Consider the following 23,758-nt stretch of genomic DNA (forward strand, 5'->3'; position numbering starts at 1 on the left):
AATCTTGCTGGTGTGTGGCGCAGCTTACTGGCAAAGCGGCTGCCTTGTCGAGCCTGCGCCGGCGGCTTCCGGCCCCGTTTTCTCGGCGCCTACGTCGCTCGTGTCGGGTGCACTGCAACGCGCATCGACAACGGTCGGCGTGATGAAGACGACCAGTTCGTTGCGCTGGTCGCGCTGCGCGCGGTGCCGGAAAAGCGCGCCCAGAAACGGTATTTTGCCCAAGAGCGGCACGCCCGTCACATCGTTCCGGTTCAGTTGTTCATAGATGCCGCCGATCGCGACCGTCCCGCCATTCTCGACCTCGACGCGCGTCTGCACATGCTTCGTATGGATGGCGGGGCCGGCCGCGGTCGGCTCGCCGACGCTGTCCTTGGTTACGTCCAGATCGAGCACCACGCGCCCGTCCGGCGTGATCTGCGGCTCGACCTCCAGCTTGAGCGTCGCGCGACGGAACTGCACACCGCTCATGCCATTGCCGACCTTCGCCTGGTACGGCAGCTCGGAACCCTGTTCGACGATGGCCTTGACGCGGTCGGCCGTCACCACCCGTGGACGCGAAACGATCTGGCCCCGCCCCTGCGCCTCGAGCGCACTCAGCTCGATATCGAGTACGCGGCTGAGCGGCGCGGCGAACAGCGTGAAGCCGGCGGTCGCCGCGTCGAAACCGCCGAGCGGCCGCCCGGCGAGATCCAGTGCATTGCGCGCGTCCGCCGTGAATGACGCGCCCTCGGCCGACGACGGTCGCCCCTGCGCGCGCAGCGCGACGCGTGCGCCAAGGTTGCGCGAGAAACCCTGCTCGCCCTCGACGATGCGGGCCTCGATGCGGACCTGCCGCGATGGCCGGTCGATCGCGTCGATCAGACCCGCGATCTGGCTGATGCGCGGCGCGAGATCGGTCACGAACAGCAGATTCGTGCGCGGATCGGCCGCCGCGGCGCCGCGCTTCGACAGCAGGCGCTGGCCGGTCGCGCCGGCCAGCAGCCGTTGCACGTCCTGCGCGCGCGGATAGTGCAGCGCGAACGTACGGCTCGCGAGCGGCTCCAGATCGGCGGCCCGCGCATGCATTTCGAAGCGCTCGCGTTCGCGCGCAGCCAATTCGGCTGCCGGTGTAACCCAGATCACGTTGCCGCGGCGGGACATCGCGAGCCCGTGCGTGTCGAGCAGCGTGTCGAACGCTTCGCGCCAGCGGACATTGTTCAGACGTAACGTCACCGTGCCGCGTACCTGCTCGCCGACGACGATATTGAGCCCCGTGAACCGCGCGATCGCATCGAACGCCGCCGCGAGCCCGGCGCCGTGCAGATTCAACGAGATCCGCCGCGCGTCGTCCGCATCGCCGGGTTGCCGCGCCGCGGCATCGCTCATCCGGACCGGCGGCGCCAGCGGGATCGGCGGCCCCTCCAGCGTGAGGGCCGGCGCGGCGGTTTCCGTCTGCAGCGCCGCACGCGCCGGCTGATCGAACGGCGATGGGCCGGCGTCCTCCGCTACGGCGCTGTCCACGCCGTCAGCCACGCGCAGCGGCTGCGGCAAACCCGGCGCCGACACATCCGTCGACCCGGCCGGCCACACCGCCGGCAGCGGCGGCAACGACGCGCTTGCGTCAGCCGCCGTCACGCCGGCCCAGATGATAAACACCCAATAGCCGTGTTTCGTCATGGCCGGCCTCCGTCGTCCAGGACGAGCCGCTGCGAGCCGTCCACCGTCGCGAGCGTCACGGCGGCGCGATCGACGCGCACCACGCGCGCGGCCCCCAGCACCTCGCCAGGTGCAACGGCCGTGAACGCGCCGTCGCCGTCGTCGAACAACGCGAGACCGGTACGCGCATCGCGAATCGTGCCGGCAAGGCGGGCCGCGCGCCCCGCTGCTTCGGTCGGGCCAGCCTCGCCGAACGGATCGGCGTCGGACGCAGCGGCACGAACCGGCGTGTTGGCGGCCGCGGCCGCCGCGGTCGTTGTCACCGGCAGCGCCGGAAACACGTCGACGGACATATCCACCCGCGCCGCCGACATGCCACGCTCGATACGCAGCGCCGACGGTACGGCCAACACCGGGAAGCGCGCCAGCCCGCCGACCATCTGCTCCAGCGCGCGCAAACCGCCATCCGCGACGAGGTGCACGGTGCGCCGGTCGTCCGGTGCCGCGCCATCGGCGCGCTGCGGCTCGATCGACACGCCGTGCAGCCCGCTCGACGCAGCGAGATCGGCCAGTTCCAGCATCAGCGCTGCCCATTCCGGCGCATGCGGCAAGCGCTCGTCGCGCGCCGACGCACGATGTCCGTCGCGCCGTTGTCCGGCGGAGGCAAGCACGCGTTGCGCATCGGCCGCACGCGCCTGCGCCGCGGCGAGCAACGCGCGGCTGTGTGCCAGCCCGCTCCAGTCGGCCGCATTCGCCAGATGAATGCCGCCTGCCAGCACGGCAACGAATGCCAGCACGCAACCCGCGGCATGCATGGCCGCCGGCGACACGCGCGGCATGCGGTCCAGCCCCGCGCCTGCGCGCGGCGCCGGCCAATGCACGAGCGCCGTCATGCACCACCTCCCGACACCGTCCGCGACGACATCGCGTCGTGCCAGCGCAACTGCACCGAGAACCGGAACGGCATCCCGGCCGCGGAAGCCGGCGCATCCGAGACAGGCTTCAACGTCTCGATATCGATCCGCCAGTCGCGCTGCTCGCGCGCCATCGCGGCAAGCCACCGCGCAGCCGCCCGGTAACTCGCGGCGCGCGCATCGAGCGCGGCGCCGGTCGTCGTCATGCGCAACGCGTCGAGCCGGATATGATCGGCGCGCACTTGCTTCAGGGTCGCCAGCAACCCTGCCACGCGCCGGTAAGGCGCGGCCAGCGCCGCCGCCTGCGCGTCGCGCCGCTCGATCGTAGCGGCGGCATTGGCGGCGCGCGTCGCAGCAGCCACCTGTGGCTGCGACTGCCGCAGCCGTGCCTCCACGCCGGCGCGCTCTGCGTCCACCCGCCACCGCGACAACACGGCAGCGCCCGTCCACAGGCCGGCGCCGAGCACGCCGAGCAGAATCGCCACACCGCACTGCGCGACCCGGCGACGCCGCAATGCCTGCGCCAATCGCTCGCGATACGGCAGCAGGTTGAAGTCGCCGAATACCGCCCGTACCGCCTCCTCGGCCGCCTCCGCCGCGCCCCCGTTTGCCGCCACGTGACCGGCGATCATTCCCACACCCCGCGCAACGCCAGCCCGAATGCGACCGCAAACGCCGGGCCGCCCGGCATGCCGGCGCGCGCGCACGGCTGGCCGTCCCAGCCCGTGCAGTCGAACGGGACCACCGCCGTGCCGAGCACATCGCCAATCTCGGCGATGGACGTATCGAAGCGCGCGATACATCGCTCGTCCCCGGCGACGAGTACGCAACGCACGGCGCCGAGTACGCGCCGGCGCAACGCATCGGGCAGTGCCTCCGGCAACGTGCCGGACAGTGTGAGCACCGGGACGATCGACGGGCCGTCGATTCGCCAGCCGCGCATGCCCGCGTCGCAGAACCAGAGCACGGCGTAGGCGCCCTGCGCGTCGAGTTCGAACTGCGCGGCATAGCGCAGCGCGCGCAGCACGGCGGCCGACTCGCCGTCGATCACCGTCAGGTCGATACCGGCCTGGGCGGCCACGTCGATCCGCCGCTCGAGCAGCGCCAGCGGCGCCACCGCCACCGCGATCTCGCCGGACCGCGCGCCGCCGTAGTGCCGCCAGTCGAACGCGAGACTGTCCGGCGCCAGCCCCGAGATGCGTTCGGCCGCCTGCCGCGCGGCGTCCGGAATGTCGCCGCGCCCGGCCAGATCGAGCGTCGCGGTACGCATCTCGTCGTCGTGCAGCGCCATCACGCCGCGCGCGTCGCACCGAACATCCGACGCCGACAGCCGCGACACGGCTGCCGCCAGCGACCGCGCGACCGCCGCCCACCTCGCGTCTTCCGGCCCGCCCGCCAAGCCGACCGGTTCCCGCTCGAGCCCCTCGACGCGCACATCCGCGTCCCTGCCGCGCCGGCTCAGCACGGCCACCCTCACTTCGTGCGCACCGACGTCGATTCCCGTCGACCGGTGCCTGCCCTGTGCAAACCGCGCCACCCATCGTCCTGCCATCCCAGCCTCCCGAGATCGTCGCGGCCCACGCCGCGTTTCCGAGACCTGATTCTGTAAAGCGACGCACGCGGCCGACAGTCGGCCAAACGGCCAGCATCCGCTCGCGGCGGCCCTGCACGGACTATGCTGACGGCACGCCGACCCGCGGCTTTCCGACGGGCGGCTCCTGCGTCAGGACCGGTCTTACCGGGCAGCTATAATCGCGGGACTGTTTTCCGGTATGCCTATGCAATCCACGACTCCTACGTCCCCGCCTCCCGCCCCGGAGCCGAAGAAGCGGCCCTGGTGGCAAAAAGTCCTGCTCGGCTTCGCCGCGATGTGCGTGGCCGTCGTCGTGGCCGGCGGCCTCGTGCTCGGCTACGCGCTCGTCGTGGCGTGGCCGAACATGCCGTCGCTCGACGCGCTGACCGACTATCGGCCGAAGGTGCCGCTGCGCATCTATACGTCCGATCACGTGCTGATCGGCGAATTCGGCGAGGAGCGCCGCGACGTCGTCCATTTCAAGGACGTACCCGACTCGCTGAAGAAGGCGATCCTCGCGATCGAGGACGCGCGCTTCTACGATCACGGCGGCGTCGACCTCACCGGCATCATCCGCGCGGGCTTCGTCGCGCTGACGAACGGCCACGCGTCGCAGGGCGCGAGCACGATCACGATGCAGGTCGCGCGCAACTTCTTCCTGTCGAGCGAGAAGACCTATACGCGCAAGATCTACGAGATGCTGCTCGCGTACCGGATCGAGCGCGCGCTGACGAAGGATCAGATTCTCGAGGTCTACATGAATCAGATCTATCTCGGCCAGCGCGCGTACGGCTTCGCGAGCGCGGCGCGGGTCTATTTCGGCAAGGACCTGAAGGACATCACGCTCGCGGAAGCCGCGATGCTCGCGGGGCTGCCGAAGGCGCCGTCCGCGTACAACCCGGTCGTGAACCCGAAACGCGCGAAGGTGCGCCAGGAATACATCCTGCAGCGGATGCTCGAGCTGAACTTCATCACGCGCGAACAGTACGACGAAGCCGCCGCGCAGCCGCTCGTCGTCAAGGGTCCGGGCCGCGATTTCAGCGTGCACGCCGAGTACGTCGCCGAAATGGTCAGACAGATGATGTACGCGCAGTATCGCGAGGAAACCTACACGCGCGGCTTCAACGTCGTCACGACGATCGATTCCGCGGACCAGCAGGTCGCGTACACCGCGCTGCGCAAGGGCATCATGGATTACGAGCGCCGCCACGGCTATCGTGGGCCGGAAGGCTTCATCGAGCTGCCGGCCGGCGCCGACGATCGCGAACAGGCGATCGACGACGCACTGCTCGAGCATCCCGACAACGGCGAGCTGATCGCCGCGGTCGTGACGGCCGCGAGCCCGCGCCAGATCACGGTTGCGTTCATCGACGGCAGCAATGCGACGATCGAAGGCGACAACCTGCGCTTCGCGTCGGGTGCGCTGTCCGCCAACGCGCAGCCGAACCGCCGCATCCGCCCCGGCGCGATCGTGCGCGTCGTGAAGAACGACGCCGGCAAATGGTCGATCACGCAGTTGCCGCAGGTCGAAGGCGCGTTCCTGTCGATCGTCCCGCAGGATGGAGCGATCCGCTCGCTGGTCGGCGGCTTCGACTACAACAAGAACAAGTTCAACCACGTCACGCAGGCGTGGCGGCAGCCGGGTTCGTCGTTCAAGCCATTCATCTACTCGGCGTCGCTCGACAAGGGCCTCGGGCCGGCTACCGTGATCAACGACGGCCCGCTGTATTTCAGCGCCGCGGAAACCGGCGGCCAGCCGTGGGAGCCGAAGAACTACGGCGGCGGCTTCGAGGGCCCGATGTCGATGCGCACCGCGCTGCAGCGCTCGCGCAACCTCGTGTCGATCCGGATCCTGAACCACATCGGTACGAAATACGCGCAGCAATACATCACGCGCTTCGGCTTCGATGCCGACCGCCATCCGGCCTACCTGCCGATGGCACTCGGCGCCGGCCAGGTCACGCCGCTGCAGATGGCGGGCGCGTATTCGGTCTTCGCGAACGGCGGCTATCGCGTCAACCCGTACCTGATCGCCGAAGTCACCGATCCGAACGGCGCGATCGTCGCGCGCGCGCAGCCGCTCGTCGCCGAGCAGAACGCGCCGCGCGCGATCGACGCGCGCAACGCCTACGTGATGAACAGCCTGCTGCAGAGCGTTGCACAGCGCGGCACGGGCGCGCGAACCAACGTGCTGAAGCGCACCGATCTCGCGGGCAAGACCGGCACGACGAACGATTCGCACGACGCGTGGTTCGCCGGCTACCAGCACACCCTCGCCGCGATCGCGTGGATCGGCTACGACAATCCGCGCAGCCTCGGCGATCGCGAAACCGGCGGCGGCCTGTCGCTGCCGGTCTGGATCGACTACATGGGCGCCGCGCTGAAGGGCGTGCCGGAGTTCAAGCCGACGGCGCCTGACGGCGTCGAATCGCTCGGCGGCGAACTGTACTTCACCGAGTTCACGCCCGGCCACGGCTTCGTGTCGACGGTCGGCGTGCCGCAGGCGCCGGCCGCGCAGAACGTAGACGAGGCCGTGCCGCACGTCGACGAGCAGGAAAAGCAGGACATCATGAACCTGTTCCGCGGTCACTGACCCGCGGCCCGCCCATGAAAAAAGCGCCCCGCGGGGCGCTTTTTTCATGGGCACGGCGTTCGGGGCGCAGCCCCGGCCGTCACGCGCTGAACGTGATCGGCAGACCGGCCTGCTGGGTCGCATACTCGGTGAGCGCCGAGAAGAACTCGGTGCCCGTGCGCGTATCGCGCCATGCGCCGTCGATGAAACGGTAGTGGAATCCGCCGGCCTTCGCGGCGATCCACACTTCCTTCATCGGCGGCTGCAGGTTGACGATGATCTTCGAGCCGTTCTCGAACGTCAGCGTCAGCACGCTGCCGTTGCGCTCCAGATCGATGTCGTGATCGCCGTCGTTCGCAGCGTCCACGGTACGCTCGACGGCCGCCAGCACTGCCTCTGCACGGGCCAGGTATTCAGTATCGGACATGCTAAACTCTATCGGTTAAATTGTTCAGGAACGATCATGCGAGTCGTTTTCCGGATGAGCGCGATTGTAGCGGCTTTGGCGATTCTTGCCGGCTGCGGTCAAAGCGGCGCGCTCTATCTGCCCACCGTGCCTCCGATGCCCAAGCCGATCCAGCAGCAGGACACGCCGCCGTCGGACGTGAAACCGACCGACGAAAACGCGTCGTCCGACGAGTCGCCCGACACGTCCGGCTCGCCGCTCACGCTGTCGCCCGAGCTGTCGAGCAGTGCATCGACCATGCCCGCCCCGGCGTCGGGCCCGGCCGCCACGAAGTAACGACGCGATGCCGCCCGCGCGGCGCTCGAAACAAGGCGATGACTTCCCGGTCATCGCCTTTTGTTTTTCGGGGCCGCCCCGTCACGCGCGCACGCGCCGCCATCCCCACGCAACCAGCCGCCAACCGAGCAGCGCGGCGACGATCGCCGCGTAGAGCTTCGGCTGCGCGAGATCGTGCTTGCCGGCCCGCATCCACCAGAAGTGCAGCACGCCGAACAGCGCGATCGCGTAGATCGCGCTGTGCAGCGTCGCCCAGTGGCGACCGAGCCTGCGCACCATCGCGCGCGGCGACGTCGCGGCAAGCGGAATCAGCAGCACGAACGCCGCGAAGCCGACCGTGATGAACGGGCGCTTGCCGACGTCCTTCAGGATCGCGACGACGTCGAACCATTTGTCGAACCACAGGTAGGTCGTGAAATGCAGCGTCGCGTAAAAGAACGCGAATAACCCGATCATCCGGCGAAAGCGCAGCAGCGGCGCGAAACCCGTCATGCGCCTCACCGGCGTGACGGCAAGCGTGATGCACAGCAGGACGAGCGTCCACAGGCCCGTCGAGCGCGTGATGAATTCGATCGGGTTCGCGCCGAGCCGGTCGGTGAGCCCGAACAGCACGATGCGCGCGAACGGATAGAGGCCCGCCGCGAACACCAGCACCTTGGCCGGTGCGAGCCAGCGCGGCGCGGCGGAACGAATCGCACCGGCCCGCGCCGCGCGCGCGGCCGGCCCGGCGCCCGCGGCGCGCGCGGGCGTGAGCGTCGAAGGAGGCATGTCGTTTCTCACGGTCACGCTCAGAAATTCTTCTTCAGGTCCATGCCCTGATACATCGATGCGACCAGATCGCCGTAGCCGTTGAACATCAGCGTCTTGCGCTTCGGCGTGAAGAAACCGTCCTCGCCGATGCGCCGCTCGGTCGCCTGGCTCCAGCGCGGATGATCGACGTTCGGGTTCACGTTCGAATAAAAGCCGTATTCGTTCGCGGCGTAGGTGTTCCAGCTCGTCTTCGGCTGCTTGTCGACGAAGCGGATCTTCACGAGCGACTTCGCGCTCTTGAAGCCGTACTTCCACGGCACGACGATCCGCACCGGTGCGCCGTTCTGGTTCGGCAGCACCTGCCCGTAGACGCCCATCGTCAGCAGCGTCAGCGGATTCATCGCCTCGTCCATCCGCAGCCCTTCCGAATACGGCCAGTCGAGCACGGGCGTCGACAGGCCCGGCATCTGCGACGGGTCGGCCAGCGTGACGAACTGCACGTATTTCGCGTTGCCGGTCGGCTGCACGCGCTTGATCAACTCGGACAGCGGCACGCCGACCCACGGAATCACCATCGACCAGCCCTCGACGCAGCGCAGCCGGTACACGCGCTCCTCGAGCGGCGCGAGCTTCAGCAGTTCGTCGAGATCGAACACCTTCGGATGCTGCACCTCGCCTTCGACACTCACGCGCCACGGGCGCGGCCGCAGCGTGCCGGCGTTCTGCGCCGGGTCGCTCTTGTCGGTGCCGAATTCGTAGAAATTGTTGTAGGACGTGATGTCCTTGAACGGCGTCACCTTGTCGATGGCGACGAATCTCGGGTTGGTTTTTGCCGCCAGCTTCGCCGCCCGCGGGTCGGGCGACGCATACGCGGCGAGCGCCGCGCCGCTGGTGCCGAACAGGCCGCCCGCGGCCGCGAGGCCGGCTGCCTGCAACACGCGCCGCCGGTTCTCGAATACCGCGCGCGGCGTGATCTCGCTCGGCGCGATATCCGCGCCGGTCAGTACGTTACGCAAAGGGCGTTTGATCCACATCGTGCAGCTCCTCCCGCATGCGCGGCGCGCACGCTTCATGAGCGTTCGACCCGGCCCGTCACGCGCCGTTCGACGCCCGGTTCGCCCGCCCGTTACAAAAGAAAACCGCCGGGCACGCAGTGCACCGGCGGTCATATGGTCGGACGAACGGCGGAAATCTTACAGCTTGCCGTAGCTGTGCAGTCCGGACAGGAACATGTTGACGCCGAGGAACGCGAACGTCGTGACGAGCAGGCCGGTGAGTGCCCACCAGGCAGCCACCGCGCCGCGCAGGCCCTTCATCAGCCGCATGTGCAGCCACGCCGCGTAGTTCAGCCAGACGATCAACGCCCAGGTTTCCTTCGGGTCCCAGCTCCAGTAGCCGCCCCACGCTTCGGCCGCCCACAGCGCGCCGAGGATCGTCGCGATCGTGAAGAACGCGAAACCGACCGCGATCGACTTGTACATCACGTCGTCGAGCACTTCCAGCGTCGGCAGGCGATCGGCGAGGATTCCGCGCTCCTTCGTCAGGTACGCGACCGACACCATCGCCGACAGCGCGAAGCTGCCGTAGCCGATGAAGTTCGCCGGCACGTGGATCTTCATCCACCAGCTTTGCAGTGCCGGCACGAGCGGCTGGATCTGCTGCGCATCGCGCGCGACCGAGTACCACATCAGGAAGCCGACCGCCGCACTGATGACCAGCAGCACGAACGCGCCGAGCGAACGCGTGCCGTAGTGGCCTTCGTAATACAGATAAAGCAGCGCGGTGATCAGGCTGAACAGTACGAACACTTCATAGAGGTTCGACACGGGGATATGCCCGACGTCCGCACCGATCAGGTAGGACTCGTACCAGCGCACCATCAACCCCGTGAAGCCCATCAGCACGGCGACCCACGTGAGCTTCTGGCCGATCGCGGCGCCCGTTTCCGAGCGCGCGAGCAGGCCGATCCAGTAGAAGATCGTCGCGAGCACGAACAGCGCGCTCATCCACAGGATCGCCGACTGGCTCGACAGGAAATACTTGAGGAAGAACGCCGAATCGGCGCGGGCGAGATCGCCCTGGTAGATCTGGATCGACAGCAGCGACAGCACGGCGATCGACGCCATCATCAGCCGCGCGGGCTTCCAGCGCCAGCCGAGCGCGACGAGCGCCGGCACGGCGCCGACCATCACCGCCTTGTCGTAGTAATCCATGTGCGCGTTGTAGTGCACGAGCGCGTAGCCCGCGCCCGCCACCAACGCCAGTGCGAACAGCCAGTCGAACAGCGACAGGCGCGCGAGGAACGGACGCTCGTCGAACAGCGGCGACGATGCCGGCGCCGGGGCCGACGCCGTACGGGAGGAGGAAACTTGCGTGAGATCCATGATGTTACCGGGTGGAATTCTCGGAATCGGAACCGCCGCCGGCAGGCGGGCGGGCCGTCGAAGCCGCACCGGCGGGCGCGGCGTCGCGAGGTGCGACGCGCAAGGCGGCGCCGGCCGCGTCGCGCGTCTGCACGAATTCTTTCTCGAAATCGAAGGTCTTGCGGGCCGTGGACATTGCCATCACCACATCGACGCCCGAACCGGCGTCCTTCAGCCAGAACCAGAGTCGCCGCTCGCGCACGTAGAACATCGAGAAGATGCCGGCGACCAGCAACAGGCTGCCAAGATACACCAGATTCTTGCCGGGTGCGCGCGTCAACTGAAATACCGAAGCTTGCACCTGCTTGAATGAGTCAAGCTGCAAATAGACCGGCGATCCATACAAAAAGCTGTCGGATAGCGCATTGATCGCGTTCTGCACGAAGCGGATCGTGTCGGTGCCCTGCTGCGCGGCCGGCTCGCCGGCTCGCTCGCGAGCGATCTGCCAGACCTCCCACATCGAGCCCTCGAGCATCCGCAGCAGCAGGCTCGCGGCCTTCTCCTGCTCGCCCTTCGGCACCGAGCGGTCGATGAAGCTCGCCACCGCCTGGAAGCCGCCGACCGGCTGGCCGTCCGCCCCGCGGCCGATGCTGTCGTCGCTCGCCGAAAAAAGGGTCAGCACCTTCGACGCGCTGTCCTGCAGGCGGCCGCGCAGCGACGCGTCGCCCGGCAGCGAGCGCTGCGCGAAGCGCGCGGCGGCTTCGGTGCGCACGGCCGGATCCTCGAGCGCGGCGCGCAGGCGCATCCATTCGCCGATCGAATCCTGGCTGTCGGCCGGGATCCGCATGTAGCGGAACGGATCGTTCGGGCTCGCGCGCACGCCGGCGAGGAACACGCGCTCGCCGTTCATGTCGACGGGCAGCATGTAGTTGTTGAATTCGCGCGCCTGGCCGTCCTTGCCGCGGATCTTGTACTGCACCGACGGGCCGATGTTGTGGAGCTGCGTCGGCTTCGACGTCTTCGCGCCCGAGCCGAGCCGCTCGTCGAATACTTCCTTCAGCGAGTTCGTCGTCGCGACGCCGCGCACATCCGGCTTGCCGGTCGCGTCGGCCATGTTCTCGACGTTGATCGCGCGGAAATCGGAGAACTCGATCGTATCGCCGTCGGCGCCCGGGACCTGCAGCGGCGCCGAGCTGCCGATCGTGCCCTTCACGGGTACGGTCGCCGCGTGGCTGCCCGTCATCGGATAGGCCGTCATCTGCATCTGCGAGCCGCCGTCCTGGAAGCTCGACTGGTAGATCGACACGCCCTTGTACGTGAACGGCTTGTTGACCTCGACCCGCGCCGGGATCTTCCGGCCGGTCTCGCGATCGATCACGACGATGTCGCTCGCGAACAGCTTCGGCATGCCCGTCGTGTAGTAATCGACGATGAACTTGTCGAGCTGGATCGAGAACGGCAGATCCTGAATCAGCGAGCCGCTCGGCTGGTTCAGGATCGCGGTCGACACGAACTGGCCCTCCGGCACCCACGCATAGCCGCGGAACGTCGGGTTCGACGCGGACAGGCGATGGTCGGGCGAGATCTCGCTGATCGTCGCGCTCGTGTTGACCGGGCTCTTGCCGAACATCCACATCTGGAATTTGATCGGCAGGTTGCTGTCGAGCAGGCCGCCGATACAGATCACGACGATGGCCAGGTGCGCGGAAATGTAGCCCCACCGGGTCATCGCGCCGCGCTTCGCGGAGATCAGCGTCGCGCCGCCGGTTTCACGCACGACGTGCTTGTAGCCGGCCTTCGTGACGAACGTGGCGAGCGTCGCCGCGACGGTCGCGCGCGTGCCGGACGCCGTGTACTCGGCCTTGTGGTGGAACGCGCGCAGGCTGCCTTCGCGGACCTTGTCCTTCCAGCTCTTCGCATCGGCGAGCATCTTCGGCGCGTTGCGGATCACGCACAGCGAGATCGACGTGACGAGGAAGATCAGGATCAGCATGAACCACCACGCGCTGTACACGTTGTACAGGCCGAGCGAGCGGAAGATGTCCGCCCAGAACGGCCCGAACTGGTTCACGTAGTTCGGATACGGATCGTCCTGGGTCAGGACCGTGCCGATGATGCTCGCAATCGACAGCACCACCAGCAGCGCGATCGCGAAGCGCATCGAGCTCAGCAGCTCGACCGCGCGTTTCGACGCACCCTGACTCGACTTCGACTGCAACCCCGACGTGGTAACGCTCATTCAAACTCCGACTAAGGGGAAACAGCCCCCACGCTCACTATGTTCGCTTCGGGGGCGCAGCCCCCATCGCCCGCAAGCCTCTCCATCCCGGCTCGGCCCGGCGAGTGCCGACAAAAAAGAAGGGCGAGGCAACCGCGACGACGCGGCGCCCCACCCTTTTCTTGTTCTGACGCCGGCCGCCCTTCGGGCGCCCGGTCATTCCATTCGCGGCTGACCGCTCAACGCAGGCCCGCGATGTAATCCGCGACGGCCTTGATCTCGGTATCCGACAGCCGCGACGCGATCTGATGCATCGCCTCGTTGTTGTTGCGCGCGCCGGCACCTTGCTGGAACGCGGTCAACTGCGCGACCGTGTAATCGGCCCATTGCCCCGACAGACGCGGGTACTGGACCGGGATCCCCTGCCCCGTCGGCCCGTGGCAGCTCGCGCAGGCGGGGACGCCCTTCTCCGCGATGCCGCCGCGATAGATCTTCTGGCCGACCGGCACGGTCGCCGCGGCGCGTGCGGTACCGAGCTTCGTCGTCTGCGACCCGTAGTACGCGGCGACGTTGCGCATGTCGTCCGCGCTCAACGCGCTCGCGAATCCGACCATCACCGCGTTGTTACGCACCGGCCCCTTCGCGCCCGGCTGCGTCTTGAAGTCGTTCAACTGCTTGACCAGATATTCGGGATGCTGGCCGGCAAGCTTCGGGAAACTGCCCGACGCGCTATTGCCGTCGGCGCCGTGACACGACGCGCAGACTTGCCCGGCAATCGCCTTGCCGCGGTCGAGATCCGGCTTGGCCGCATCTGCCGCGTTTGCCTCCGCTACGAAACCTACGAACCCTGCTGCAACCTGAAGCACCATCAGAGACTTGCACAGTCGATTCATTCGCACACCCTGTTTCGTCTTGTGGGAATTTGAGGTTCTGCAAAAAACGACGGCGTTCAGTCTACCGCAGAAGCCACATAAAAGCGCGAGGCAGGCGCCCGGTGGCCTTCGGTAAAACCGCCGTATTGTACAATATCGTGTTGAAAGCTCCCGCGCCTATCGGGGCTACCCCGCCTCCACCAAGCGGCTCGCGCCGCCCGTCCTTCCGGTTCCCATGGCCTTTCTGCTCCATCAAGCCCGCTTCTACACGACCGTCAACCATCTGCGCGACCTGCCGCCGACGGTCCAGCCGGAAATCGCGTTCGCGGGCCGCTCGAATGCCGGCAAGTCGACGGCGATCAACGTGCTGTGCAACCAGAAGCGGCTGGCCTTCGCGTCGAAGACGCCCGGCCGCACGCAGCATATCAACTACTTCTCCGTCGGCCCGGCCGCCGAGCCCGTCGCGAACCTCGTCGACCTGCCCGGCTACGGCTATGCGGAAGTGCCCGGCGCCGCGAAGGCACACTGGGAAATGCTGCTGTCGTCCTATCTCGCGACGCGCTCGCAGCTCTGCGGCCTGATCCTGATGATGGATTCGCGCCGTCCGCTGACCGATCTCGATCGGCGCATGATCGAGTGGTTCGCGCCGACCGGCAAGCCGATCCACACGCTGCTGACCAAGTGCGACAAATTGACGCGCCAGGAAAGCATCAACGCGTTACGCAATACGCAGAAAGGGCTCGACGCGTATCGCGATCAGGGCGTGAAGGGCAAGCTGACGGTCCAGCTGTTCTCGGCGCTGAAGCGCACGGGGCTCGACGAGGCCCACGAACTGATCGAGAGCTGGCTGCGGCCGTCCGTCGCCGACGAAAAAAGCGAGCCTGTAGCACAATGAGCGGGCAACGCGCGGCTGGGATCGGCTGTGCGCACCTGACGGCACCTGCGGATTCGGCCGGCTCATAAAAAAACCCGCCGTCGAACGGCGGGTCAAACAGCCTAATCGAAAAACGACAGGCACCCGCTCAGGGAGGAGAAGCGGGGAGTTGCACGCAACGCGTGCCGCTCGATCGCTATCATATACCAACGATCTCGAAAATGACCTAAGGGTTCCGTAAGGTCCTTCTTGCCCTGATTTCTGCCAAATCGCCATGAGCTTCCATCCGCTTCATCGTCCGCGCCGGATGCGCCGCGACGACTTCTCCCGCCGCCTGATGCGCGAAAACCGCCTGACTACCGACGATCTGATCTACCCGGTGTTCGTCGTCGACGGCGCCAACGAACGCCAGCCGGTCCCGTCGATGCCCGGCGTCGAGCGCGTGTCGGTCGATCTGCTGATGCACGTCGCCGAGCAGTGCGTCGAACTCGGCGTGCCCGTGCTGTCGCTGTTCCCGGCCATCGAGCCGTCGCTGAAAACGCCCGACGGCCGCGAAGCGGCCAATCCGGAAGGCCTGATCCCGCGCGCGGTGCGCGAGCTGAAGAAGCGCTTCCCCGAACTGGGCGTGCTGACCGACGTCGCGCTCGATCCGTACACGAGCCACGGCCAGGACGGCGTGCTCGACGAAAACGCCTACGTGATCAACGACGACACGATCGAGATCCTGGTCGACCAGGCGCGTGCGCAGGCGGAAGCCGGCGTCGACATCGTCGCGCCGTCGGACATGATGGACGGCCGCATCGGCGCGATCCGCGAGATGCTGGAAAGCGACGGCCATATCCATACGCGGATCATGGCCTATTCGGCGAAGTTCGCATCGGCGTTCTACGGCCCGTTCCGCGATGCGGTCGGTTCGGCATCCAATCTGGGCAAGGGCAACAAGATGACCTACCAGATGGATCCGGCGAACAGCGACGAAGCGCTGCGCGAAGTGCGCCTCGACATCGACGAAGGCGCCGACATGGTGATGGTCAAGCCCGGCATGCCGTATCTCGACATCGTGCGCCGCGTGAAGGACGAGTTCCGCTTCCCGACCTACGTGTACCAGGTGAGCGGCGAGTACGCGATGCTGAAGGCGGCCGCAATGAACGGCTGGCTCGACCACGACAAGGTCGTGCTCGAATCGCTGCTCGCGTTCAAGCGTGCGGGGGCTGACGGCGTGCTCACCTACTTCGCGCTCGATGCCGCGCGTCTGCTGAAAGCGCAACGCTGATCGCGCGCCGGCAGGCGCCAGCAAAAACGGCGGGACACCCCGGTGTTCCGCCGTTTTTTGTTTACCGTCGATCGGGACTGTCAACCGGCCCCGGAGCTTCCATTCACCGGCTCGCCCCGGCCGGCCACCGTCATACCGTCGGAACGGCCGCCCGATCGAGGCTGCGCAGGAACGTGTCGGCCGCCTGATAGCCGACCACGCGGCCGATCTCGTTGCCGTGGCGATCGAAGAAAATGATGCCCGGCGGCCCGAACAGATTGAAGCGCTTGAGCAGTGCCTGATCGTCCGGATTGTTCGCGGTGACGTCCGCGCGCACGAGGTGAAGCTGCGCGAGCCGCGCCTGCACGCGCGCGTCGGTGAACGTCAGATGCTCCATCTCCTTGCAGCTCACGCACCAGTCGGCGTAGAAGTCGAGCATCACGGGCCGGCCCGACGTCTTCAGCAACGTGTCGAGTTCGCCGCTGGAGCGCACCGGGGCGAACGCGGGGCCGTCCTGCGTGGCAGCCGCACCGGCCGTCGCCGCACCGCCGGACGCCGCCGTACGCGCCGCCAGCACGGCCAGCGGCTTGACGGGGTCGGTCGAGCCCGCGGCCAGGCCGACGAGCAGCGTCGCGGCCCAGATCGCGAGCGCGGCGCCCACGCCGCGGCCCAGGCGGCGCCAGATCGACGCAGCACCGGCATTCGGCGTGAACAGGCCGAGCGCCGCGGCCGCGATCAGCAGCCACAACGCCGCGAGCACCATCTTCAGCCCGCCCGCCAGCACCGGCCACACGATCCACAGCGCGGCCGCGAGCAGCACGATGCCGAAGAACACCTTGACGCCGTCCATCCATGCGCCTGCGCGCGGCAGCACCGTCCCGGCCCCGACGCCGACGATCAGCAACGGCACGCCGAGCCCCAGCCCCATCGCGAACAGCGCCGCCCCGCCGAGCAACGCGTTGCCGGTATGCGCGATGAAAGCGAGCACCGCGAACAGCGGCGCCGTCATGCACGCACCGACGACCAGCGCCGACAACGCGCCCATCGCCGCGACCGCGACGAAGTGGCCGCCCTGGCGCGCACTCGATGCCTCGGCCGCGCCGTTCTGCCAGCGCGCCGGCAGCGCGATGTCCTTGCCGGAGATCAGCGACACCGCGAACACGGTCAGCAGCACGCCGAACGTGCCGAGTACCCACGGGTTCTGCAACCATGCGCCGAGGCTCTGGCCGACCAGCGCGGCGGCGATGCCAAGTACCGTGTAGACCAGCGCCATGCCGACCACGTAGGTCAGCGACAGCGCGAAGCCGCGTGCATGCGTCGCGCGCGTGCCCTGGCCGATGATGATGGCGGACACGATCGGAATCATCGGGTACGAACACGGCAGGAGGCTCAGCACGACACCCGCGACGAAATAGAGCGCGATGATCGTGAAGAAGCCGTGGCCTTCGAGCAGCGACTGCGCGAAATCCGCGCTCGTGACCTTGTCGAACCAGCTGCCCGCGGCAGCCGTCTCGCCGGACGACGATGCGGCGCCGAGCGCGGCGCCGTCGACCTTCATGACGTGCTCGGCCGGCGGATAACAGATCCCTTCGTCCGCACACCCTTGCGACGTCACCGCGAGCTCGAACGGGCCGGCCGCCTGCTTCACCGGCACGTGAACGACGACTTCATCGCGATAGGTCTCGACGTTCTTCTGGAACGTCTGGTCGAACTTCACGTGGCCGGCCGGGTATTGCGGCTCGCCGAGCGTCGCCTGGCCGCTCTTCACCGCGAACGCGAACCGCTCGCGGTACATGTAATAGCCGTTGGCGATCTTGAAACGGACGTCCACTTGTCCCGGCGATTCGCTCGCGCTGAACTTGAACGCAACCGACGGATCGAGGAAATCGTCGGCCGCGCGCGCGGCGGACAAGCCACCCAGCACGAGCATGAACGACAACAGGACCGTTAGAAACCGCAGCGCGCGCACGCGCACCGAAAGCGCCATACCGTTAAACATGAAATAGACGTTGAGTTTCGCTGGTCACCCATTGGCCGTACGCGGCCGATGCCGTCGTCTGCCACGAGACGATTTCGGGTGTCTCGTAAGGATGATGCGCGAGAATAAATCGCTCCAGTTCGAGCGCCCTTACGGGGCTCGTCTTGAACAGCAACTGGATCTCGTCGGCCGTTTCGACCTTGCCCTGCCAGTGATAGCGCGACTTGATCGTACCGAGCTCCGACACGCACGCGGCAAGCCGCGCGTCGAGCGCGCCGTCGGCGACTGCCGCGGCCGTCGCCGCATCGGGCACCGTCGTCAGCATCAGCACCACTATCATCCGTGCCCCCTCACTGGTCTGCAGGCTCCTGCCGGCGCCCGGTTACCCGCTCGGGGACCGCACCGGTTGCCCCGTATCGTAGCGCAGCCCGCGCAACGCTGCCGGCACCGGCCTGCGACAATCGATCGCATCCGGCATCTCAAAAATAAAAAGGGCCAAGCAATTGCTCGGCCCCTTTCAGATGCTGCTGCGTACCGGAAGCTTACTCAGCTTCTTGCACGTTTTCCGTTTCGTCGACTTCCGGACGGTCGAGCAGTTCGACCAGTGCCATCGGTGCGTTGTCGCCCACGCGGAAGCCGAACTTCAGCACGCGCAGGTAGCCGCCCGGACGGTTCGCGAAACGCGGACCGAGCACGTCGAACAGCTTCGCCACCGAGTCACGATCGCGCAGGCGGTTGAACGCCAGGCGACGGTTTGCCAGCGACGGCTTCTTGCCGAGCGTGATCAGCGGCTCGACGACTTTACGGAGTTCCTTCGCCTTCGGCAGCGTCGTCTTGATGACTTCGTGCTCGATCAGCGAGTTGGACATGTTACGGAGCATAGCCAGACGGTGGCTGCTCGTGCGGTTCAGTTTCCGCAGACCATGACGATGGCGCATTTCAGTTTCCTTGATTCAAAGTTTTGGTCCAGCTCTTCTATCGCACCTCGGTGGGTGCACGGGCCGGTAACGAAAAAAAGCAAGATGCGGATTTTAAAGGAAAATCCGCATCTTTGCCAACTACAGCTATAGCCGGGCTACGACCGGGCTTACTTGTCGAGACCAGCCGGCGGCCAGTTCTCGAGCTTCATGCCCAGCGTGAGACCGCGCGAAGCGAGCACTTCCTTGATCTCGTTGAGCGACTTGCGACCGAGGTTCGGCGTCTTCAGCAGCTCGTTTTCCGTGCGCTGGATCAGATCGCCGATGTAGTAGATGTTCTCGGCCTTCAGGCAGTTCGCCGAACGAACCGTCAGCTCGAGATCGTCCACCGGACGCAGCAGGATCGGATCGATCTGCGGTGCACGCGACGGCGCTTCGGCTGCCGTTTCCGTGCCTTCCAGCGCCGCGAACACGGACAACTGGTCGACCAGGATGCGGGCCGACTGGCGGATCGCTTCTTCCGGCGTGATCACGCCGCTCGTCTCGATGTTCATCACGAGCTTGTCGAGGTCGGTACGCTGCTCGACACGTGCGCTTTCAACAGCGTAGCTCACGCGGCGAACCGGCGAGAACGATGCGTCGAGGACGATGCGGCCGATGATCTTGGCCGTGTCTTCGCCGTAGCGACGGACGTTGCCGGGCACGTAGCCGCGACCCTTTTCGATCTTGATCTGAACGTCGAGCTTGCCGCCCTTCGACAGGTGCGCAATCACGTGATTCGGGTTGATGACTTCGCAATCGTGAGCCAGCTCGATATCGCCGGCCGTCACGACACCTTCACCTTCCTTGCGCAGCGTCACCGTCACTTCGTCACGGTTGTGCAGCTTGAACACCACGCCCTTCAGGTTCAGCAGCAGGTTGACGACGTCTTCCTGCACGCCATCCAGCGTCGAGTACTCGTGCACCACGCCTGCGATCGTGACTTCGGTCGGCGCGTAGCCCACCATCGACGACAGCAGCACGCGGCGAAGCGCATTGCCCAAGGTGTGGCCGTAACCGCGTTCGAACGGTTCCATGACCACCCTCGCGTGGTTCTCGCCAAGCGATTCCACGGCGATGATCTTGGGTTTCAGCAAACTGGTTTGCATGGGCTTTCCTTTTCAATACCCTCGGCTCGTTACACCGATAAGGCTGACCGGTAACAACCAGAAAATAAACAGCCGAGGCCCCTCCTTGCGCGACGCAATCGGGGTACCTCGGCCGTCAATCGGATTAACGCGAATACAATTCGACGATCAGGCTTTCGTTGATGTCGCCTGCGATTTCAGCGCGTTCCGGCATCTGCTTGAACGTGCCTTCGAACTTCTTCGCATCGACTGCAACCCAGCTCGGCATGCCGCCTTGCTCGGCCAGCGACAGCGCTTCGACGATACGCGCCTGCTTCTTCGCCTTTTCGCGAATCGCGACGACGTCACCCGCCTTCACTTGCTGCGACGGGACGTTTGCGACGACGCCGTTCACGGTGATCGACTTGTGGCTCACCAGCTGACGCGCTTCAGCGCGGGTCGAGCCGAAGCCCATGCGATACACGACGTTGTCGAGGCGCGACTCGAGCAGTTGCAGCAGGTTTTCACCCGTATTGCCCTTGCGGCGATCGGCTTCAGCGAAGTAGCGACGGAACTGACGCTCCAGCACGCCGTAGATACGCTTGACCTTCTGCTTTTCGCGCAGCTGCGTACCGTAGTCGGACGTACGTGCGCCCGAGGTACGGCCGTGCTGACCCGGCTTGCTGTCGAGCTTGCACTTGTCGGCGAGCGAGCGGCGTGCGCTCTTCAGGAACAGGTCGGTGCCTTCACGGCGGGACAGCTTGGCTTTGGGGCCGATATAACGTGCCACTTTGCATTCCTTTATCAATCAGTCACGCGGATCGAAATCCGCGCTAGTCCGCTCCCTTTGGGGCGAACGGTGGGCTTAGTCAATCAAAAAAGCAACGCCCGTCGACGCTGAGCGGCGACAGGCAATGCGCTAGCACGAACGTGCCAGCACATCCTTAGATACGACGACGCTTCGGCGGGCGGCAGCCGTTGTGCGGAATCGGGGTGACGTCCGAAATCGCGGTGATCTTGATGCCGAGGCCGTGCAGTGCGCGCACTGCCGACTCACGACCCGGGCCCGGGCCCTTGATCCGCACTTCCAGATTCTTCACGCCGTATTCCATCGCGACGCGGCCAGCCGACTCGGCTGCGACCTGAGCAGCGAACGGCGTCGATTTGCGCGAGCCCTTGAAGCCCTGACCGCCCGACGTCGCCCATGCCAGTGCGTTGCCTTGGCGATCGGTGATCGTGATGATCGTGTTGTTGAACGACGCGTGAACGTGAACCACGCCTTCAGCGACGTTCTTCTTAACCTTCTTGCGAACGCGTTGCGCCGCGGTGTTCGAAGCCTTAGCCATTACGTTTTCCTGTAACTGTCAGTTCCGCTTACTTCTTCAGCGCTTGCGCTGCACGACGCGGACCCTTGCGGGTACGTGCGTTCGTACGCGTACGCTGACCGCGCATCGGCAGGCCCTTGCGATGACGGACGCCACGGTAGCAACCGAGGTCCATCAGGCGCTTGATGTTCATCGTCACTTCACGGCGCAGATCGCCTTCGACGACAAACTTGCCTACTTCTTCACGCAGCTTTTCCAGGTCTGCGTCGGTCAGATCCTTGACCTTCTTCGAAAAATCGACGCCAGCTGCCACGCAGATGCTGCGCGAACGGGTGCGGCCGACACCAAAGATAGCCGTCAGGCCGATCTCGGTGTGCTGGTGATTCGGGATGTTAACCCCTGCGATACGAGCCATTGTTTTTCCTCAAACAAAAAGCGCAAACAAACGCGCGGTCAGCCTTGGCGCTGCTTGTGGCGCGGATCCGAGCTGCAGATCACGCGAACGACGCCTTTGCGCTTGATGATCTTGCAATTGCGGCAAATGCGCTTAACCGATGCCATCACTTTCATGATAATACCCTTTTTTCAAATCACTTCGCCCGGAACACGATCCGTGCACGAGACAGATCGTAAGGCGTCAATTCAACCGTCACCTTGTCGCCAGGCAGAATGCGGATGTAGTGCATCCGCATCTTCCCGGAAATATGCCCCAATACGACATGGCCGTTTTCCAGCTTCACACGGAAGGTCGCATTCGGGAGGTTTTCAATCACCTCACCCTGCATCTGGATTACATCGTCTTTGGCCATAGTCCTTTCAACGCATCGGGATGTTGCCGCCCTTGAAGTTGGCCTTCTTGAGCAGCGACTCATACTGTTGCGACATAACGTACGACTGCACCTGCGCCATAAAGTCCATCGTGACGACGACAATGATCAGCAGCGACGTTCCACCAAAATAAAACGGCACGTTCCAGCGCAGCACCAGGAATTCCGGCAGCAGACACACGAAGACGATGTAGATCGCACCGGCCAGCGTCAGACGCGTGAGGATGCGGTCGATATATCGCGCGGTCTGATCGCCCGGACGGATGCCCGGAACAAACGCGCCGCTCTTCTTCAGGTTGTCCGCGGTCTCCCTGCTGTTGAACACCAGTGCGGTGTAGAAGAAGCAGAAAAACACGATTGCCAGCGTGTACAGCAGCACGTAAACCGGCTGGCCCGGCTTCAGCGCTTCCGCAACGTTATGCAACGTATTGGAAATCCAGCTTCCCGTCGGCTGACCGGTACTGAACCAGCCGAGAATCGTTGCCGGGAACAGAATGATCGACGATGCAAAGATCGGCGGAATCACGCCCGACATGTTCAGCTTCAGCGGCAGATGCGACGACTGCCCACCGTAGATCTTGTTGCCGACCTGACGCTTCGCGTAGTTCACGAGGATCTTGCGCTGACCGCGTTCGATGAACACGACCAGGTAAGTCACCGCGGCGATCAGAACGACGATGATGATCGCCGAAATGATGCTCATCGAACCCGTACGCACCAGCTCGAACAACCCACCCACGGCATTCGGGAACCCTGCTGCGATCCCGCCGAAGATGATGATCGAGATACCGTTGCCCAGACCACGCTCGGTAATCTGCTCGCCGAGCCACATCAGGAACATCGTGCCCGTAACCAGCGTCACGACCGTCGTCAGACGGAACAGCATGCCGGGATCGATGACGAGGCCCGGCTGGTTTTCCAGCGCGGCCGCGATACCGAATGCCTGGAAGGTCGCGAGCACCACGGTGAAATACCGCGTGTACTGCGTGATCTTCCGTTGCCCTGCCTGCCCTTCCTTCTTCAGCGCCTCGAGCTGCGGCGAAACGATCGCCAGCAACTGCATGATGATCGACGCCGAGATGTACGGCATGATCCCCAGCGCAAAGATCGTGAAGCGGGATAGCGCGCCACCCGAGAACATGTTGAACATGCCCAGGATGCCGCCCGCCTGGCTCTGGAACAGCTTAGCCAGTTGATCCGGATCGATGCCCGGCACGGGAATGTGCGCGCCGATGCGATAGACGATCAGCGCCAGGAGCAGGAACATCGCTCGCCGGCGCAGATCGCCGAATTTCGCCGTGCTTCGACCGGGTTTTGCAAGACTCGGGCTGTTAGCCAAGTACCTTCTCCGATGAATGCAAGTGACGACGCGCTACGCGTGTCACTCGGCGAACGAACCGCCAGCCGCTTCGATCGCAGCGCGCGCACCCTTGGTGGCACCGAGACCCTTCACGACGATCTTGCGCTTCAGTTCGCCCGTCGCGATGATCTTTGCGCTCTTCGTCAGCTCGCCGACCAGGCCGGCTTGCTTCAGTGCGAGCAGATCGATCTCGTCGACCGGCAGCTTCTCGAGGTCGCTCAGGCGCACTTCACCGACGAATTCCTTCGTCAGCGACGTGAAGCCGCGCTTCGGCAGACGACGTTGCAGCGGCATCTGACCGCCTTCGAAACCGACTTTGTGGAAGCCGCCCGAACGCGATTTCTGACCCTTGTGACCACGGCCAGCCGTCTTGCCGAGGCCCGAACCGATGCCACGACCGACGCGACGCTTGGCGTGCTTGGCGCCAGCGGCCGGCTTCAGGTTATTCAATTCCATATCAACTCCTTGATCCGTAGGGCC

25 protein-coding genes are annotated in these 23,758 nt (G+C 65.6%); 4 read left to right on the top strand and 21 right to left on the bottom strand.

The features are described 5' to 3' along the window. Positions 1–24: 24 nt before the first annotated feature. The 4 genes from pilQ to C4B30_RS16000 are packed head-to-tail and all read right to left on the bottom strand — an operon-like array spanning position 25 to position 4,101. On the bottom strand, positions 25–1,656 hold the full coding sequence (pilQ, locus tag C4B30_RS15985; RefSeq protein ID WP_105132681.1) for a type IV pilus secretin PilQ: 1,632 nt from the start codon (positions 1,654–1,656) through the stop codon (positions 25–27). Then, complete coding sequence (locus C4B30_RS15990) at positions 1,653–2,528, bottom strand: pilus assembly protein (RefSeq protein ID WP_105132682.1); 876 nt, start codon at positions 2,526–2,528, stop codon at positions 1,653–1,655. The genes pilQ and C4B30_RS15990 overlap by 4 nt, the downstream gene beginning before the upstream one ends. Further along, on the bottom strand, positions 2,525–3,181 hold the full coding sequence (locus tag C4B30_RS15995; RefSeq protein ID WP_105132683.1) for a fimbrial protein: 657 nt from the start codon (positions 3,179–3,181) through the stop codon (positions 2,525–2,527). Before C4B30_RS15995 ends, C4B30_RS15990 begins: the two co-directional genes overlap by 4 nt. After that, positions 3,178–4,101, bottom strand: a complete 924-nt coding sequence (locus C4B30_RS16000) for a competence protein ComA (protein ID WP_105132684.1) — start codon at positions 4,099–4,101, stop codon at positions 3,178–3,180. The genes C4B30_RS15995 and C4B30_RS16000 overlap by 4 nt, the downstream gene beginning before the upstream one ends. A gap of 226 nt (positions 4,102–4,327) precedes the next feature. On the opposite strand from C4B30_RS16000, the gene C4B30_RS16005 reads away from it, so the two are divergent. After that, entirely contained in the window at positions 4,328–6,715 is a 2,388-nt protein-coding gene (locus C4B30_RS16005) for a penicillin-binding protein 1A (RefSeq protein WP_105132685.1), read from the top strand. A 79-nt stretch (positions 6,716–6,794) separates the two neighbouring features. Here the strand turns inward: C4B30_RS16005 and cyaY are convergent, their stop codons facing one another. After that, positions 6,795–7,121 carry an iron donor protein CyaY gene (gene cyaY / locus C4B30_RS16010; protein WP_027783314.1) on the bottom strand — a complete coding sequence of 109 codons (327 nt, stop codon included), beginning with the start codon at positions 7,119–7,121 and terminating at the stop codon, positions 6,795–6,797. Positions 7,122–7,157: 36 nt separating this feature from the next. On the opposite strand from cyaY, the gene lptM reads away from it, so the two are divergent. Further along, positions 7,158–7,436 carry an LPS translocon maturation chaperone LptM gene (lptM, locus tag C4B30_RS16015; protein WP_027783313.1) on the top strand — a complete coding sequence of 93 codons (279 nt, stop codon included), beginning with the start codon at positions 7,158–7,160 and terminating at the stop codon, positions 7,434–7,436. Positions 7,437–7,517: 81 nt separating this feature from the next. Here the strand turns inward: lptM and msrQ are convergent, their stop codons facing one another. From msrQ to C4B30_RS16040, 5 genes are all read right to left on the bottom strand, one after another. After that, complete coding sequence (msrQ, locus tag C4B30_RS16020) at positions 7,518–8,204, bottom strand: protein-methionine-sulfoxide reductase heme-binding subunit MsrQ (protein WP_105132686.1); 687 nt, start codon at positions 8,202–8,204, stop codon at positions 7,518–7,520. Between the two features lie 20 nt (positions 8,205–8,224). After that, complete coding sequence (msrP, locus tag C4B30_RS16025; RefSeq protein ID WP_089499560.1) at positions 8,225–9,220, bottom strand: protein-methionine-sulfoxide reductase catalytic subunit MsrP; 996 nt, start codon at positions 9,218–9,220, stop codon at positions 8,225–8,227. Positions 9,221–9,379: 159 nt separating this feature from the next. Beyond that, positions 9,380–10,570, bottom strand: a complete 1,191-nt coding sequence (ccsB, locus tag C4B30_RS16030; RefSeq protein WP_027783310.1) for a c-type cytochrome biogenesis protein CcsB — start codon at positions 10,568–10,570, stop codon at positions 9,380–9,382. A gap of 4 nt (positions 10,571–10,574) precedes the next feature. After that, positions 10,575–12,788, bottom strand: a complete 2,214-nt coding sequence (locus C4B30_RS16035) for a cytochrome c biogenesis protein ResB (protein ID WP_105132687.1) — start codon at positions 12,786–12,788, stop codon at positions 10,575–10,577. Positions 12,789–13,006: 218 nt separating this feature from the next. Further along, complete coding sequence (locus C4B30_RS16040; RefSeq protein WP_089499469.1) at positions 13,007–13,660, bottom strand: c-type cytochrome; 654 nt, start codon at positions 13,658–13,660, stop codon at positions 13,007–13,009. A gap of 214 nt (positions 13,661–13,874) precedes the next feature. On the opposite strand from C4B30_RS16040, the gene yihA reads away from it, so the two are divergent. Then, the gene (gene yihA, locus C4B30_RS16045; RefSeq protein ID WP_006477171.1) at positions 13,875–14,534 is read left to right on the top strand and encodes a ribosome biogenesis GTP-binding protein YihA/YsxC; all 660 of its coding nucleotides are present in this window, start codon (positions 13,875–13,877) and stop codon (positions 14,532–14,534) included. Between the two features lie 253 nt (positions 14,535–14,787). Beyond that, a complete protein-coding gene (hemB, locus tag C4B30_RS16050; protein ID WP_089499468.1) occupies positions 14,788–15,786 on the top strand; it encodes a porphobilinogen synthase in 999 nt (332 codons plus the stop codon). A 130-nt stretch (positions 15,787–15,916) separates the two neighbouring features. Here hemB and dsbD read toward each other — a convergent pair whose 3' ends face one another. From dsbD to rplO, 11 genes are all read right to left on the bottom strand, one after another. Next, the gene (dsbD, locus tag C4B30_RS16055) at positions 15,917–17,764 is read right to left on the bottom strand and encodes a protein-disulfide reductase DsbD (protein ID WP_105132688.1); all 1,848 of its coding nucleotides are present in this window, start codon (positions 17,762–17,764) and stop codon (positions 15,917–15,919) included. After that, the gene (cutA, locus tag C4B30_RS16060; RefSeq protein ID WP_027783305.1) at positions 17,757–18,083 is read right to left on the bottom strand and encodes a divalent-cation tolerance protein CutA; all 327 of its coding nucleotides are present in this window, start codon (positions 18,081–18,083) and stop codon (positions 17,757–17,759) included. The genes dsbD and cutA overlap by 8 nt, the downstream gene beginning before the upstream one ends. A 202-nt stretch (positions 18,084–18,285) precedes the next feature. Beyond that, the gene (rplQ, locus tag C4B30_RS16065) at positions 18,286–18,681 is read right to left on the bottom strand and encodes a 50S ribosomal protein L17 (protein WP_006477175.1); all 396 of its coding nucleotides are present in this window, start codon (positions 18,679–18,681) and stop codon (positions 18,286–18,288) included. A 149-nt stretch (positions 18,682–18,830) separates the two neighbouring features. Further along, positions 18,831–19,808: a DNA-directed RNA polymerase subunit alpha gene (locus C4B30_RS16070; RefSeq protein WP_006477176.1), complete on the bottom strand. Its 978-nt coding sequence runs from the start codon at positions 19,806–19,808 to the stop codon at positions 18,831–18,833. Positions 19,809–19,932: 124 nt separating this feature from the next. After that, positions 19,933–20,556 carry a 30S ribosomal protein S4 gene (gene rpsD / locus C4B30_RS16075; protein ID WP_006477177.1) on the bottom strand — a complete coding sequence of 208 codons (624 nt, stop codon included), beginning with the start codon at positions 20,554–20,556 and terminating at the stop codon, positions 19,933–19,935. Positions 20,557–20,710: 154 nt separating this feature from the next. Then, positions 20,711–21,112 carry a 30S ribosomal protein S11 gene (rpsK, locus tag C4B30_RS16080; protein ID WP_004197937.1) on the bottom strand — a complete coding sequence of 134 codons (402 nt, stop codon included), beginning with the start codon at positions 21,110–21,112 and terminating at the stop codon, positions 20,711–20,713. A gap of 28 nt (positions 21,113–21,140) precedes the next feature. Further along, the gene (gene rpsM, locus C4B30_RS16085) at positions 21,141–21,506 is read right to left on the bottom strand and encodes a 30S ribosomal protein S13 (RefSeq protein WP_006477178.1); all 366 of its coding nucleotides are present in this window, start codon (positions 21,504–21,506) and stop codon (positions 21,141–21,143) included. 38 nt (positions 21,507–21,544) lie between these two features. Further along, positions 21,545–21,661, bottom strand: a complete 117-nt coding sequence (gene rpmJ, locus C4B30_RS16090; RefSeq protein ID WP_004199844.1) for a 50S ribosomal protein L36 — start codon at positions 21,659–21,661, stop codon at positions 21,545–21,547. A gap of 20 nt (positions 21,662–21,681) precedes the next feature. Beyond that, positions 21,682–21,900 (bottom strand): translation initiation factor IF-1, encoded by a 219-nt coding sequence (gene infA, locus C4B30_RS16095; protein WP_004521905.1) that lies wholly within the window; start codon positions 21,898–21,900, stop codon positions 21,682–21,684. A gap of 7 nt (positions 21,901–21,907) precedes the next feature. Continuing rightward, positions 21,908–23,257 carry a preprotein translocase subunit SecY gene (gene secY / locus C4B30_RS16100; RefSeq protein WP_011655761.1) on the bottom strand — a complete coding sequence of 450 codons (1,350 nt, stop codon included), beginning with the start codon at positions 23,255–23,257 and terminating at the stop codon, positions 21,908–21,910. Positions 23,258–23,299: 42 nt separating this feature from the next. After that, positions 23,300–23,734, bottom strand: coding sequence for a 50S ribosomal protein L15 (gene rplO / locus C4B30_RS16105; protein ID WP_006477180.1), 435 nt, complete (start codon positions 23,732–23,734; stop codon positions 23,300–23,302). Between the last annotated feature and the right edge of the window lie 24 nt (positions 23,735–23,758).

It is taken from the genome of Burkholderia sp. BE12, assembly GCF_002959955.1.
Lineage (GTDB): Bacteria > Pseudomonadota > Gammaproteobacteria > Burkholderiales > Burkholderiaceae > Burkholderia.